This is a genomic window from Thermoflexus sp. (assembly GCF_042408815.1).
Lineage (GTDB): Bacteria > Chloroflexota > Anaerolineae > Thermoflexales > Thermoflexaceae > Thermoflexus.
This window is the reverse complement of sequence record NZ_JBHOQR010000002.1, coordinates 295,340-309,751: the sequence shown is the minus strand read 5'-3', so window position 1 is coordinate 309,751 and position 14,412 is coordinate 295,340. Positions and strand designations below refer to the sequence as shown.

13 protein-coding genes and 1 pseudogene are annotated in these 14,412 nt (G+C 62.6%); 13 read left to right on the top strand and 1 reads right to left on the bottom strand.

Annotated elements, in window-relative coordinates; all coding sequences use genetic code 11:
- Nucleotides 1-21: 21 nt before the first annotated feature.
- The 12 genes and pseudogenes from ACFMO3_RS01530 to ACFMO3_RS01475 all read left to right on the top strand — a co-directional run bounded on the left by ACFMO3_RS01530 (nt 22) and on the right by ACFMO3_RS01475 (nt 10,945).
- Nucleotides 22-1,095, top strand: coding sequence for an Mrp/NBP35 family ATP-binding protein (locus tag ACFMO3_RS01530; protein WP_376788666.1), 1,074 nt, complete (start codon nt 22-24; stop codon nt 1,093-1,095).
- A gap of 433 nt (nt 1,096-1,528) precedes the next feature.
- Nucleotides 1,529-1,876 (top strand): annotated as a pseudogene (gene trxA / locus ACFMO3_RS01525) (thioredoxin); the annotation flags it as partial.
- A gap of 266 nt (nt 1,877-2,142) precedes the next feature.
- Nucleotides 2,143-3,612 (top strand): oligosaccharide flippase family protein, encoded by a 1,470-nt coding sequence (locus tag ACFMO3_RS01520; RefSeq protein ID WP_376788665.1) that lies wholly within the window; start codon nt 2,143-2,145, stop codon nt 3,610-3,612.
- Complete coding sequence (locus ACFMO3_RS01515) at nt 3,609-5,024, top strand: glycosyltransferase family 87 protein (RefSeq protein WP_376788664.1); 1,416 nt, start codon at nt 3,609-3,611, stop codon at nt 5,022-5,024. Before ACFMO3_RS01520 ends, ACFMO3_RS01515 begins: the two co-directional genes overlap by 4 nt.
- Nucleotides 4,999-6,159 (top strand): glycosyltransferase family 4 protein, encoded by a 1,161-nt coding sequence (locus ACFMO3_RS01510; RefSeq protein WP_376788663.1) that lies wholly within the window; start codon nt 4,999-5,001, stop codon nt 6,157-6,159. Before ACFMO3_RS01515 ends, ACFMO3_RS01510 begins: the two co-directional genes overlap by 26 nt.
- A 118-nt stretch (nt 6,160-6,277) precedes the next feature.
- The gene (locus ACFMO3_RS01505; protein ID WP_376788662.1) at nt 6,278-7,297 is read left to right on the top strand and encodes an NAD-dependent epimerase/dehydratase family protein; all 1,020 of its coding nucleotides are present in this window, start codon (nt 6,278-6,280) and stop codon (nt 7,295-7,297) included.
- Between the two features lie 31 nt (nt 7,298-7,328).
- Complete coding sequence (locus ACFMO3_RS01500) at nt 7,329-7,556, top strand: hypothetical protein (RefSeq protein WP_376788661.1); 228 nt, start codon at nt 7,329-7,331, stop codon at nt 7,554-7,556.
- Between the two features lie 10 nt (nt 7,557-7,566).
- Nucleotides 7,567-7,731, top strand: coding sequence for a hypothetical protein (locus tag ACFMO3_RS01495; protein WP_376788660.1), 165 nt, complete (start codon nt 7,567-7,569; stop codon nt 7,729-7,731).
- 4 nt (nt 7,732-7,735) lie between these two features.
- Nucleotides 7,736-8,806 (top strand): glycosyltransferase, encoded by a 1,071-nt coding sequence (locus tag ACFMO3_RS01490; RefSeq protein WP_376788659.1) that lies wholly within the window; start codon nt 7,736-7,738, stop codon nt 8,804-8,806.
- 50 nt (nt 8,807-8,856) lie between these two features.
- A complete protein-coding gene (locus ACFMO3_RS01485; RefSeq protein WP_376788658.1) occupies nt 8,857-9,714 on the top strand; it encodes a class I SAM-dependent methyltransferase in 858 nt (285 codons plus the stop codon).
- Nucleotides 9,699-10,838, top strand: a complete 1,140-nt coding sequence (locus tag ACFMO3_RS01480) for a glycosyltransferase (RefSeq protein ID WP_376788657.1) — start codon at nt 9,699-9,701, stop codon at nt 10,836-10,838. The genes ACFMO3_RS01485 and ACFMO3_RS01480 overlap by 16 nt, the downstream gene beginning before the upstream one ends.
- Nucleotides 10,805-10,945 carry a hypothetical protein gene (locus ACFMO3_RS01475; RefSeq protein WP_376788656.1) on the top strand — a complete coding sequence of 47 codons (141 nt, stop codon included), beginning with the start codon at nt 10,805-10,807 and terminating at the stop codon, nt 10,943-10,945. The genes ACFMO3_RS01480 and ACFMO3_RS01475 overlap by 34 nt, the downstream gene beginning before the upstream one ends.
- Nucleotides 10,946-10,952: 7 nt before the next feature.
- On the opposite strand, the gene ACFMO3_RS01470 is transcribed toward ACFMO3_RS01475, so the two are convergent.
- Nucleotides 10,953-13,001, bottom strand: a complete 2,049-nt coding sequence (locus tag ACFMO3_RS01470; protein ID WP_376788655.1) for a glycoside hydrolase family 2 TIM barrel-domain containing protein — start codon at nt 12,999-13,001, stop codon at nt 10,953-10,955.
- Nucleotides 13,002-13,144: 143 nt separating this feature from the next.
- On the opposite strand from ACFMO3_RS01470, the gene ACFMO3_RS01465 reads away from it, so the two are divergent.
- On the top strand, nt 13,145-14,401 hold the full coding sequence (locus tag ACFMO3_RS01465; protein ID WP_376788654.1) for a polysaccharide biosynthesis C-terminal domain-containing protein: 1,257 nt from the start codon (nt 13,145-13,147) through the stop codon (nt 14,399-14,401).
- Nucleotides 14,402-14,412: the final 11 nt, after the last annotated feature.

Here is a 14,412-nt window from a genome sequence, read left to right as displayed (position 1 = left end):
CCGGCAAGGGAGGAGGCTCGGATGCCAACTGTTGAACAGATCATGCAGGCGCTGCGCCGGGTGATCGATCCAGAGCTGGGGCGGGACATTGTCTCCCTGGGAATGGTGCGGGATGTTCAGGTGGAGGGGGATCGGGTCTCCCTGACCGTGGTGCTCACTACTCCAGCCTGCCCCCTCACCGAGCGCATCGAAGCGGATATCCGCGCTGCTCTGCAGGCCCTGCCCGGGGTGCGGGCGGTGGACCTGCGGCTGTCCGCCCAGGTGCCTGCCCATGCCCGTTTGCAGACGATCGAGGGATTATCCATCAAGAACATCGTGGCGGTGGGCAGCGGTAAAGGCGGGGTGGGCAAGAGCACGGTAGCGGCCAATCTGGCGGTGGCCCTGGCGGGGATGGGAGCGGTGGTGGGATTGATGGACGCCGATGTCTACGGGCCGAATATCCCGGAGATGCTGGGGGTGAGCCGCATCCCGGCGCCGAGGGACAACAAAATCCTCCCGGCGGTGGCCTATGGGGTGCGGGTGATGTCGTTGGGGTTCCTGCTGCCGCCAGATCAGCCGGTGATCTGGCGGGGGCCGATGCTGCACAGCGCGGTGCGGCAGTTCCTGACCGATGTGGACTGGGGGCTGCTGGATTACCTGGTGGTGGACTTGCCGCCGGGGACGGGGGATGCGGCCATCTCCCTGGCCCAGCTGGCACCGGTGACCGGGGCGGTGGTGGTGACCACGCCCCAGGGGGTGGCCTTGAGCGATGTGGGGCGGGCGGTGCGGATGTTTGAGCGGCTGGAGGTGCCCGTGCTGGGGGTGGTGGAGAACATGAGCGGGTTTGTGTGCCCCCACTGCGGGAACGTAACAGAGATCTTCGGGAAAGATGGTGGGCGACGGTTGGCGGAGCGGATGGGGGTGCCCTTCCTGGGGAGTGTGCCCCTGGACCCGCGGGTGGTGGAGGGGGGCGAGAAGGGCCGGCCCATTGTCATCGCCGCGCCCGACAGCCCGGCCGCCCAGGCCCTGCGGGCCATCGCCCAGCAGGTCGCTGCCCGCATCAGCGTCCTCCATTTCGGCGAGCCTGTCTCCTCGCGGATCTCCCCCGCTGGCTGATAAGGGATGTCCGGTTCGGGAAGCCCAATCGCGGGGAGGGCAACGGCTGCCCTCCCCGCCGTCTTTTCTGGGGCCATCGCCCAGGGGCTACGCCTGCACCCGGGGCCCTTTGTTCTGGAGCACGGCGTAGGTGTTGAGGAGGGCGGCCCCCATCCGGAGTATGAGGCAGGCAAACTCCCGAGGTTGGCCAGGGAGCGCGGGGCCTCGCTGCCCGAGGCGCCGGAGATGAGCATAAACAAGTACCGGAGAGGCCTTCGGCCGGTGGCCGGCCTGCGGTCGGCGGAGGCCGAGCGGGGCGCGGAGCGCCTTCCGAGGCCGATTTCAATCGGCATCATAAACGCGAACCCGAATTTTTGACGACCTCTCCTCCCGCGCATAGACTCAAAACGGTTCTTCCCTTCAAGAGCCATCATCTTCCTCCCAGGAGGCATCCTCGATGAGTGAGCATGAGATCGTGATCACCGCGCAGAATTTCGAGCAGGAAGTTTTGAAATCCGAGAAGCCGGTCCTGGTAGATTTCTGGGCGGAGTGGTGCGGGCCGTGCAAGGCCCTGGAGCCCATCGTGGCCCAGATCGCCCGGGAATACGCTCAGGTTCTCAAGGTCGGCAAGCTGAACGTGGACGATCACCCGGAGCTGGCCATGCAATATGGGGTGATGGGCATTCCGACCCTCATCCTGTTTAAGAACGGCCAAGAGGTGGCCCGCATCATCGGCTATCAGCCCCGAGAGCGCTTGCTCCGTCAAATCCTTCCCCATCTCCAGCCCCAGCCTCAGCGATAACGGGCAGAGCCTGCCTGGGGACTCCCGAACTTCCTGTGCGGGTGGGCATACTCCCGGCGCGCCCGCCCGCACAGGAAACTGTTTCCCTCCTGGATCCCCCCGATCCTCACCCTGCCGCCCGCTGGGGATGTATGCTCCTCTTGAATTCGCCGCATGGGTTCGCATAATAGGCCATAGAAGGCTCCGGCCGGGAACGGGGACCGGCCGCGGATCTCACGATCGAAACTCCATTTCCGGCAGCGGAAGGAACGTCCGTGGAGCATCCCGTGAAGGAACCCCCCCTGGCCTATCGGGCGGTCTGGGGAGGGATCTGGGTGGCGCTGAGCGCCTACTGGACCCTGGCCGTTGGCTTTGTCGCTAACATCCTCCTCACACGGATGCTGTCCCCAGAAGCCTTTGGGACTTTCGCCCTGGCGATGTTCTTTGCCCAGCTGCTGCGGCTTCAGACCAAGCTGGGGTTGGGCTATGCGTTCGGGCAGTATAAAGAGACCACGGGGGCATCTGTTGGAACCTATGTGGCTTTGGAAGGGATCGCCGCCCTCAGCGGCGTGATCCTGATGGGGCTTGCCTTTCCCGGGTTGCGCCTTCTGGGATATGACGAATCGATGTTGCGGGCCGCCCTGGTGCTCTCGGTCGCTGCCTGCCTGGAGGGGATCGCCAGCATTGCGGGCACATTATTAGAAAAGCACCTGCGCTTCGAGCTGACCAGCCTTTACCAGAGCCTGATCTTCCCGATCTCTTATATTCCCGCCTTCTGGCTGGCGATGCATGGAGGTGGGGTATGGAGCTTGGTGGCGCAGACCACCGTTTACAGCTTCCTCGGGCTCGGCCTGTGGTGGGTTCTCTGGCGTCATGGATCCACGCTGTGGCGGGATCCATGGCGGTTCCGTTTCGATCTGGCGGCTCATTTCCTGCGGTTCGGAACGGCCACCGGCCTGGGGCAGATGGCCGGGATGCTCTTCGCCCAGCTGGACAATTTCCTGATCGGCACCTTCGCCGGGGTGACGGCCCTGGGCTACTATGACCGGGCCTACCGGATGGCCCAGTGGCCGGGGTTGTTGTTCAACGCCGTGCTGGCGCGGCCGGCCTTTTACACCTACGCTCGTCTGCAGGACGACCGGCCCCGGCTGGAGAAGACCGTGACAATGGTGACCTGGGCCATCGGGATGATCGCGATCCCGTCGGCGATCGCCGTCTTCATCGCCGCGCCGGAGATCGTTGTCTTGCTCTACGGGGAGCGGTGGCGGCCCAGCGTGCTCTTTCTGCAAATCCTCATCGCCTTTTTTGTAGTGCGGCCCCATCTGGAGAACGCAGGGGTGTTGTTGAACGCGATGGGGCGGCCTGTCCGTGCGGCAACCCTGCTTTGGAGCCAGGTAGGGGTGTTGGGGATTGCCGGAATCCCCCTGACCATGCGCTGGGGCGCCCTGGGCACCTGTGCAGCCGTAGGGCTGGCGCTGCTGGTGGGCATCGGATGGGCCTACCGATACATCCGCCAGGAAGTATCGGTGAACCCTGGCTCCGTGCTGGGGATGCCCTTGCTGGCCGGTGTAACGGTTCTGGCCGGCTATGCTTTTCTCCTGCAGTTTGCCCCGGTGGACCGTCTGGGGCTGCTGGCGCGGCTTCTGATTAAAACCGCATGGACCTTTCTGGCCTTCTATGCGCTGTCCTTTGCCCTGCAACCCCGGGGAGCATGGGGGCGAGCGAGGTATGTGTGGAAGCTGATGAGGAAAGCATGATCATGAAGCATGGGCCCCGTATTCCGTCGCGAAGGTTATTTCTCAGACTGCTCCTCGCCGGATGGGCGTTGCTTGGAATAATCCGCATGGCATATTTCCTTCGCCGGTTCGGAGAGGAAAGTTTGCAAATGGACTTCGCGGCTTTCTACACCGCCGGTGAAGCTCTCAACAACGGACTCTCGCCTTATGTGAACTATATAACCCGTGATCCTCCGATCTGGGACGGCGTGGATGTTTTCCAGCACAGCCGATTCTTGTATCCGCCTCTTGCTGCAGCCCTGTTTCAGCCCATCGCTTTGCTCCCTTACGCCGTGGCGAAGTACCTTTGGATGCTCCTAAATCTGATATCTATTGGATGCTCCTTGTTCATTACAGTGAAAACGATAAATTTCGAAATTGATCTAGAATCCATGCTGATTCTGGTCGCTTTTTCGATCACATTTCATCCTTTGCTCGCTCTTCTCGAACGAGGGCAAATTGATGGTCTTACATTGCTCATGGTTACACTGGCTATCGGGTTAATGGTTACAAGGAACAGCTCTCATGCTGATGTAGTCGCAGGATTCCTTTGGGGAATGGCCACTCTGATCAAATTGCATTGCGTTTACATCGTCCCATTCCTGCTGGTGCGGAGGAGGTGGGCAGTCGCTGGAGGTTACGCTCTTGGCTTATCAGGCATAGCGCTGCTTTCGTTGATCATGAGCCCTTATCTCTCCCTGGAGTATCTACAGAAAGAATTGCCCAGAATTGCCCGATTTGGGGAAGGTGGGACGGAAGCGATGAAATTGCCTGCCGAGGTCATACAGGCCCGACGTGCTTGGCTTCCGGAGGGATATACCCAAAAAGATGGAGTGGTGTATCGGGTTGAATCCCTTCGCGCGATCTCCAACGCAAGTCTTGCTCGTGGGCTGGGTGCCGCCCTGCGGAGGATAGGGTTGGAGCTCCACCTTTCTGTTCTCTCCGCGCTGATCTTCCTGGGTTTCTTTACTGGAATATGGAGGTGGCAAATCTGCCGTCGCCTTCCTTCGAGGCTGGAAATCCTTGGGGAAGGGATGTATTGGCAAAACGCCTTGGTGCTGATTCTTTTGTCTGCGCCGCTGACTTGGGTTATGAATACAGTATGGCTATTGCCCATCGCAGCCAGCATCTTGTGTGCATATGCTGCCTCAAGAGACAGAACATCCGATGCTGGGAGAGACCTCGCCCTGATCCTCGGTGCCCTGGGGCTCCTGATGGCTTGGGCGCCCGATTTTATTCCGTCGCTTCTAATGGGCACACAACTGGCTCAGGCCAAATACCTGATTTCAGAGGCTCTTGTGGTCGTGTCACTGATCTTGATGATTGAGACGGGTTTGAACCGCACCATCGATTGCCATGGGCAAGCGAATGCGCCTGCTTTTCCTCAACCATAACTATCGCTACCTGGGCACTTACGAGCGGGCCTGGAATCTGGCGAGGGGCCTAGCCCGTCGTGGGCACCAGGTCACCCTGATGACGGTCTCCCGGCAGCATCGCTGGAAACCCACCTGGTCCGTCGCCAGCGGCGTCCGGGTAGCTGAGATGCCCAACCTGGGCCAGAGCTACAGCGGGGAAGGGTATGGGCCGCTGGATAATCTGCTCCGGTGCCTGCATGCCCTGGCTCATCGTTACGAGATCATCCATATGTTTGACCACAAGCCCAACGCCTCCTTCCCCGGTTTCGTCGGACGGTTGCGGGGCGCGAGGCTGGTGGCCGACTGGGCGGATTGGTGGGGTGGACCGGGAGGCATCAACGACGTCCCCAAACGCCGTGTGCCTGCTATTGGCAGGTTCGAGGAATGGTGGGAAGTGCGGTCCAAATTGTGGGCCGATGGGGTGGTGACGATCAGCACGGTCCTCCGGCAGCGGGCGCTGGATGTGGGTGTCCAGCCGGACCGTGTGGTCCACATCCCGAATGGCGCAGCCACCGACCTGATCCGCTGCATCCCCGTCCATGAGGCCCGCCAGCGTTTGGGCGTCCCCCTGGATCGCAAGATCATCGGCTTTTTGGGCATGGGGCAGGGAGATCTGGAGATCGTGATGCCGGCGATCTGTCAGTTGCCCGATGTGTGGTTTATGGTCATCGGCCCCAAAAACCCGCGGGTTTTCCATCAGGCCCAATCTTTCGGCATCGCAGATCGCCTCTGGCAGACTGACTTCGTCCCCGATGAAGAGCTGAGCTGGTATCTGGCATGTGCGGATGTGATGTGCCTGCCCCTGACCGATCGAGCTGCGAACCGGGGGCGTTTGCCGGGCAAAGTGATGTATTACATGGCGGCTGGCCGCCCTACCGTGGCAAGCCCGGTTGGCGATGTGGCGGATCTGATCCGGAAATATCAAGCGGGTCTCCTGGCTACGGATAGCGATCAATTTGCGGAAGCTCTCCGGCTTTTGTTGAACGATGCGACGTTGCGAGAAGAGCTCGGGCGCAATGCGCGTCGGGCCGCTGAGACCGATCTGAACTGGGAGCGCCGGGTGGAGGAGTTGGAGGCTTTCTATTGGCGCATATTACATATAAGCCGGGAATGACATGGCCGGTCTCCTTCTCCAGGGTCCACAGTGCCCTGAGAAGAGGGGAACATCCTGTACTTCCTGGTGAAAGCTTCACCGCGTAAGCGCTGATTTCGCACATAAGGGGAGGCAGGAAATGACTTTCTGGGTGAATCGCAGGGTTTTAATCACGGGCGGGGCTTCTTTTATCGGCTCCCATCTCACCGACGCCCTGGTGGAACGTGGAGCCAGGGTGCGCATTGTGGATGACCTCTCCAGCGGTAAACTGGAGAACATCCAGCACCATCTCGCCCGGGGAACGGTGGAATTTATCCAGGCTGATCTTCGGGAGCCCGGGGTCGCCCGGATGGCCATGCGGGATATCGAGATCGTGTTCCACCTGGCCGCCGATCACGGCGGGCGCGGCTATGTGGATCTGCATCAGGCCGGGCCCGCTTCCAACCTCTTCTTGGATGGTTTGATTTTCTGGGAGGCCCTGAAAGCGGGGGTAGAGAAGGTCGTCTTCGCCTCTTCGGGCTGCGTCTACCCCAATTACTTGCAGGGCGATCCTCATCAGGAGATCTACCTCACTGAGGATCTGGTGAAGCCGCCCTACGATGCGGACAACATGTATGGGTGGGCCAAGCTCATGGCGGAGCTGACCCTGAAGGCCTACCATCGGGAATACGGGCTGAAGTCTGTCTCCTGTCGCTATTTTACGGTTTATGGGCCTCGCGGGGTGGAAAACCACGCCATTATCGCGCTGATTGCCAAGGCGTTCATCGGCCAGAACCCGATTGAGGTCTGGGGAGATGGCACCCAGGTTCGCAACTGGACTTACATTGACGATATCGTGCGGGGGACGATCCTGGCGGCGGAGAAAATTGACGACGCCACAGCGATCAACCTGGGGACGATGGAACGGATCCGGGTGATCGATGCGGTGAAGATGATCCTGGAATACACGGGGCATAAGGCGGAAATCGTTTTCCGGACCGATATGCCTGTAGGTCCCCTGAACCGGGTGGCCGATAACTCTTTGGCCAAGAAGCTCCTGGGCTGGGAACCCCAGGTGCCTTTCCGGGAAGGGTTGAAGCGCACCATTGACTGGTACTTTGCCACCAAGGATCGGGAACAGGTGCGAAAGATTCTGGGCCGGATGCTCACGGAGCGATGAGCCGTCGGTGGTGGGGCCTGGGAGCCAAGCGATGGCCGTCCGCTACATCCGACCAACCCGTTACAAGTTCGAGGTTCTGGGGCGGCATGGCTTCCTCGTGGCCGAACAACAGGTCATTGGGGTTCTGATGAAACCGGATCGGGTGAGACCCCAGCCGGGAAACCGATACATTGCTCAGAAACATGTTACAGAAGGACCCGTGTTGCGAATGATTTACCGGCAGGAGGGCGAGGACCTGGTGGTCATTACTATCCCATGAGGAGGGAGCGGTGTGGATGTTGCAAGACATCAAGGATCATGCGGGATATGGGGATGCCCTCATCGCGCACCGGACGGCGGAGGGGCGGCTGGTGGTCCTGGAAATCCTGGATGCCAGTCGCTTTCTGGGCGTGGTCTTTCAGGCGGCATTACGCGGAGAAGGGGGATCGATATAGAGCGATGCGCGTCGCCCTGGGCTACCGCTGGTTTCCCACCGCTGCCGGCTACCATATGGAGCGGGCCCTCCAGGCCCTGGGCCATGAGGTCATCTATGTGGGCCTTCCCGGCGCCCAGCGCGCCGGCTATGACACCACGGTCCCTGTGGATGAGCTCATGGCCGCCCTCCCTCAGAAACCCGACCTTTACCTATGGATCGATCCAGCTGGCCGCTACTTCCCACCTGGGATCGAGCGCTTGCCCATCCCCACCGCTTGCTACCTGATCGATGTCCATTTAGGGCGCTGGCGGGAACAGGCTGCCCGCTTCTTCGATGCAGTCTTCATCGCTCAGAAGGATTACCTGGAGCGCTTCCGACGCGCCATGGGTCACGATCAGGTCTACTGGCTGCCGCTGGCAGCCGCCCCCGACGTCCATTACGATCATCAGCTTCCTCGCATCTATGAGGTGGGCTTTGTGGGCAACATTGCCCGGGCCCATCGCAGGACCGCCCGCGCCCGGAGGCTCAAACGGATCGCTGAACGGTTCCACACCAATGACTTCGATCGGACCTATGTGCCGGAGGAGGTAGGGCGCATTTACAGCCAGTCCCGCATCGTCTTCAACTGCAGCATCGCGGGCGATGTGACCATGCGCATCTTTGAGGGGACCGCATGCGGGGCGCTGGTTCTGACCGATGCCATCGCCAATGGATTGGATGAATTGTTCGAGATCGGGCGGGAGATCGTGGTGTATCAGGACGACGAGGACCTGTTGAGAAAAATCGCTTACTACCTGACCCATGACGAGGAGCGGGAAGCCATCGCCCGGGCCGGCCAGCGGCGAACGCTGCGCGAGCACACGTATCTTCATCGGATGCAGAAGTTGATTGAGATCGTCTCCGCACCGGGCTTCCGCCGCCTGGCTCCCATGCGCGCAGCGTCGGAGGAGGAGCGCTGGCGGGCCCGACGGGAGGTCTTCATCCACCTCCATATGTTGGATGCCCTGCTGGATCAAGCACGGGACCTGGGGTTCAGCCCGCTCCGTCGGATGTGGTCGGCTTTCCCATGCCTGGTTCGGAGGTTGATCCTGTGAATGAGCGTGCCGCCTGTCCCATCTGTGAATGGTCTGAAGGGAACACTTGGATGATCCGTCGACGGGAGTTTTCATATGTGCGTTGCCGTCGCTGTGGGACGATCTATCTCACCCCGGTGCCTCCGGTCGAGCAAATCAGGGCCATGTACCAGAACCCGGGCTATTTCGCAGGGGACGAAGATACGGGTTACCGGAATTACGAGGCGATGCATAAAGCCCTGGCCCCTCACTTTCGCCGGCGCCTGAGGGTTTTGTCAAAGCGCTTGCCTCAGCGGGGGCGTTTGCTGGATATCGGCTGCGCCGATGGATATTTCCTGGAACTGGCCCGGGCCGGTGGGTGGGAGGTGATGGGCGTGGAGATCTCGGAGGAGATGGCCGCAAAAACATCGGACAGACTGAGTATCCCCATTGCGACTTCCGTGGATGGGCTGCCGCCGGTCGAGTTGGATGCCATCACGATGTGGGAGGTGCTGGAACATCTTCCCGATCCGGTTACACAACTCCAGCGCCTGGTCCAGCGCCTGCGGCCGGGAGGTTTCCTGATGCTCTCCACCCCGAATGCCGGTCACTGGCAGGCCCTGCGGGAACCGGAGACATGGACGGCGTACCGCCCTCCAGCCCACCTGGTTCTTTTTACGGCCGATTCCCTCCGGCTTGCGCTGGAGAAAGCAGGCCTTGTTCCAATCCGTGTTTGGAAAGTTTCCCCGCTTCCACCGTTGCCCAGGTGGATCCAGCAGGCTACTCGCTCTCTTGCGCGCGCCCTGGCCGATGGCAGCGCCCGCCCCTGGACACTGGCGCTGATGCTCTGGCGGGGCGTTCGCCTGCTGGGGTGGGCTTGGCAGAAAGCGACTCATCCCCAGGATGATATTTTCGCAACCCTGGAGGCCATGGCGTGTCGGCCAGCGTGATCCGGGTTCTCCATATTGCCCGCTACCGCGCTTCTTCTATGGAGCGTAAGCTGGAGTTGATGGCCGCCCAGCCCGGCCTAGCTTTCTGGCTGGTCCGTCCCACCGTCTGGCAGGATGAGTATGGGAAAATAACTGTGAATCCGGTGGTGCCAGGCTGTTCGGTCCTCCGGGTGCCCATGTGGGGCCGGGCGAACGACCCTCACCGCGCGCTCTACCGGACCTTGACCTTTGGCATGCGGGCGATTCAACCCCATATCATCCATGCCGAAGAGGAGCCGGATAGCTTGGCGGCTCTGCAAATCATCCTGGCCCGCCGGTGGTTCGCTCCCCGGGCGAAGCTCATTCTGCACACCTGGCAAAACATCCATCGTCCCCAAAAGTGGTATGTCCGGCTGGTTGCCCGGATTGCTCTGCGGGAGGCCGACGCCATCCTTTGCGCCAGCCAAGGGGCTGTCCGGGTGCTCCGGGGGATGGGATACCAGGGGCCGGCCGAAGTCATTCCCCCTCTTGGGGTAGATACACGGATTTTCCGCCCCATGGAACGCCGCACCGATCCCACCACCTTTCGGGTGGCTTATGCCGGGCGGTTTGTGCCGGAGAAGGGTCTGGACGTCTTGCTCCAGGCCGTGGCGCTTCTGGGATCGGGGGTCGAGCTGTGGCTCATCGGGGAGGGCCCTCAACGCGCTGCGCTCCAGGCTCTGGCGCGGGATCTGGGGATCGGTGAGCGGGTGCGCTGGATCCCGCCTCTCGCGCCGGAGCAGATGCCGAAGATCCTGGCTCAGGTGGATGTGATTGTGCTTCCCTCACGAACGACGCGGGTCTGGAAAGAGCAATTTGGGCGCATCCTGGTGGAGGCCATGGCCTGCGGCGTGCCCGTTGTGGGCTCCGACTCCGGCGCGATCCCGGAGGTGGTGGGGGAGGCGGGGCTGATATTTCCAGAGGGGGATGCTCAAGCCCTAGCCGACTGTCTGGAGCGATTGCGACGGTTCCCCGATTTGTGGGCAGAATACCGAACAAAGGGCCTGGAACGGGCCCGCCTATATAGCCAGGAAACCGTGGCCGCTCGGACCGTTGATGTTTACCGAGGGCAATGGGCGAACCTTTTCTGGGCCTCATCGGGTTAACCCAGAACACCTGCGACCGGGTCGTGCAGTGCCTGGCGGGGCTCTACAAGGGGGCTCTCTCATGGGGCTGGCAGCTCATTGTAGTGGATAACGGCCCCACTGACTGACGGGATATCACCAGAATCCGCCCTCTTGCTTTACCAGCGGCTCCAGGTATTCGATCTCTACGGTGTGGCGCGACCAGAGATGTTCCCCTTCGCGGGCCTCGGCGATCACCTGATAGCGGCCCGGCGGCAATTCCTGCAGGATCGCGCTGGCGGTATCCAGCGCCTCCCGCTGCTCCAGCGGCGCTTCGAACAGTTCCATCACGTTGAAGATGCAGCGGGCCTCCTGAGGGGCCAGATCCACGGTCATCTCGCCCAGGGGGAGCGCCACCGGCCCTTCCAGACGGAGCGAGACCCGGAGGGATAACGGGCGATCCAGATCCGAGATGACCCAGATCTCCCGGAAGGGCGGTTGACCTACCCCGGCCCGTTCCACGTAGGGGACGATGGAGACCAGCACCGGGCTGGAAGCCTGCTGCAGGGCGAAATAGCCCCGCTTGGGGACCCGCTCCACGTCCAGCACCGCCCAGGTGATCCCCTCCCATGGCTCGACAAACATAAAGTGAAAGTAGCCGACGATCCGCCCTTTAGCCCGGCGGTAGGTATGGATGGCGAATTCGATCAGACGGGCCTGGTAGCGCTGGCTGTTCTCCACGAAGGCCTCCAGGCTCTCCCCCCTTTCCACGCCGGCCACCCGGAAGGTCTGCTCCGGCTGGAAGTTGTGATACACCCATGTCTCCCATTTCGGCGGCCAGGCGTCGGGACCGAGGACGCGCCGAAGGAGCTCCGCCCGGGGCAGCGCCTGCGCCCCGAACTCTGAGGGCAGCGGCGCGCCGGGCAGCGCCTGGAAGTCCCGGAGGTGTCCCCAATACCAGCCTGGGTACGGGTGCTCCCGGAAGTCCGAAGCTTCCTTAACCGGTCGGATGGGATCGGCAGCGCGGATCGCCGCGGCGACCAGAGGGGCCAGGGTGTGTCGGTTGTGGGTGGGCTCGTTGTGGGCGCACCAGAGGTAGATGCAGGGATGGGCCCCAAAGTGATCCACCATCGCCCGCGCCTGGCGGATGGCCTCCCGGATCAAGGCTTCGTCCTCCGCATAGCCCCACTGGAGAGGGAAATCCTGCCACACCAGGAGCCCTTCCCGATCGCACGCTTCATAAAAGGCCGGGTGGGTCAGATGAGCATGCACCCGGACCGCGTTGAGGTGAGCTTCTTTCAACAGCCGGGCATCGCGGTCGGCGTCCTCCGGGGTGTAAGCGGCCAGCCACTGGGTGGGGATGATGTTCGTCCCCCGCAGGAACACGCGGCGTCCGTTCAGGATTAGCCAGCCATCCTCCTGGGCAAGGGTTCGGAAGCCGATGGGAGCCGTCAGGCGCTGGCCGTCCATGAGCGATTCCAGACGGAAAAGATGGGGGAACCCTCGTTCCCAGATCTCCCAGCGCGGGAGCTCCGGCAGATCCCAGATCAGCGAAAGGGTTTGTCGGCCCGCGGACAGCTCTACCGTTCGGGTCGTTGTATGGGAGGGGCCGTCAAAGTTCTCCGGGTGGAGCGTGAGCGCGATCTCCACGCGGCGGGCCTCGAGGGCGTCCATGGTGAGCATGATCCGCACCCGCCAGCCGGAGGGTCGTCGGAACGCTTGATGGGTGAGGTGAAGCAGGGCCACCGGCCCGGTCTCGAAGATCGTGAGGCCGCCCCACAGCCCGCCGGTCCCCCGCTCCTGACCGCGGGCGGTGGTGCCGCCGGGGCGACAGTCATGCTGACCGAAGATCCCCTTGATCTGGTGCTTCTGGCGAGGCCACACCGTTCCGTAGGGCTCCTTCGGCGCCGCCGCCCGGATCCAGAGGGTGTGGGGTTCCCGAGGAAGCTCCAGAAGCCACGGTTCGAAGTAGCCCTCATGGGCGCCGAGGAACTGACCGTCGGCCCACGCGTGACCGAAGTAATCGACGTAGAGGCGGGCCCAGCGACGGGCCCCTGCCGCCCCCGGCAGCTCCAGCCGATACCAGCCGACCTCCGCCTCCACGCCATCCAGGGTCCACTGGTGGGGAAGGGAAACTTGGCGCCAGCCCTCGGCGGGCAGTTCCAACGGGGTTTCCGCGGGATGAGGAAGGAAATGGGCTCGCATAGGTAGGAATCCTCCGGCTCGGGATATGGGCAGGCTGACCTCCAGTATACGGAGGGCAGCTCGAACGCAACAGCCGCGCGGGCATGGCTCGCCGGGCCGCAAGGCTCATGGTATCCTGAGGCCGATCCCTTCGGATATTTGGAATGATGAGCCTGCGGGCGCGCATCGAGTCCATCGCGCGGCTCCAGCCCAGCGGGCATATCGACGCCCGCTGGTGGGAGCGGCTGGCCGTTCAGTCAGCCCTCTGGGGGATGGCGCTGTTCTGGTCCCGGGTTCTGGGGTTCTTCCAGACGCTGCTGCTGGCCCACTGGTTGGGCCCGGCGGATTTCGGACGTTTCAGCGCTCTCCAGAGCTGGCTGCGCTTTGGCCATGAGAGCGGCGACACAGGCCTTTCGATGCTGATGGTTCGGGATTTGGTCCGACAGGACAGTCCGCGGGCGAGAACCTATCTGTTTCTGCGCGGGGCATGGATCGGTGGCCTGTGGGGGCTCGCTGCGCTGGCCACATGGGGGGCCGTGGCGCCTCCGGCGATCCGACGCGAGCTGCCCCTGGTGACGCCGCTTCTCTGGGTGATGCTAGGGATCTCCTGGGAGGGCGCTCGTCTCGCGGCGGCCGGCCGCCTGGATCGCGCGGCAACGGTGGTGTTCCTGACCCGCACGGTGGGGCTCACCGGGATGACTATGGCGGCACGATGGGGCTGGACCGCTCTGTGGATCGGTTTCGCGGTGGCGATGGCTCTGGATGGGTTTGGGCTCTGGATGGCGGCCCGGCGAATGAGAACGGCCCCCGGATCCCGGCGGGAGCGGATGTGGACGCCCGAAGCCGTGGGGGAGGGGGTGAGGATGCTGGCCTTCGGCCTTCTGGGGGCGCTTTATACCCGCGCCGATAGCCTGCTGCTGCTCAGCCTGCGGGGATCTGCCGAGGCGGGCTTTTATAGCCTGGCCTATCGGTTCTATGAGACCGGGTTGCTGGTCAACAGCGCGGCCACCGTGGCGCTGCTTCCCCGACTGGCCCGGGAGGAGATGCCGGCCTATCGCGCCCGGCGCATCCTGGGGGGATATCTGGTCCTCGCGGCGGGCATGGCCCTGGGGGTTTCCCTCCTGGCCGATCCCCTAATCCGGTTGCCATTCGGAGCGCGCTATCTTCCGGCGATCCCTATGCTACGATGGCTGGCCTGGTCGTGGATTCCAGCGTTCCTCTCCGGTCTGGGGGCCACCGTGTGGATCAGCCAGGGGCAATCCGGGCGTTTGTTGCTTACCTTTGCGCTGGGGGCTACTATGAATCTCGTCTTGAACCTGGTGCTCATTCCCCGATGGGGTGGGGTAGGGGCGGCGATCGCCATGCTGATTTCCACCGCTGGAATGGCCCTGCGCTTTCTGACCGCCTTGCGGATCCGATGAACGGTTCCGCT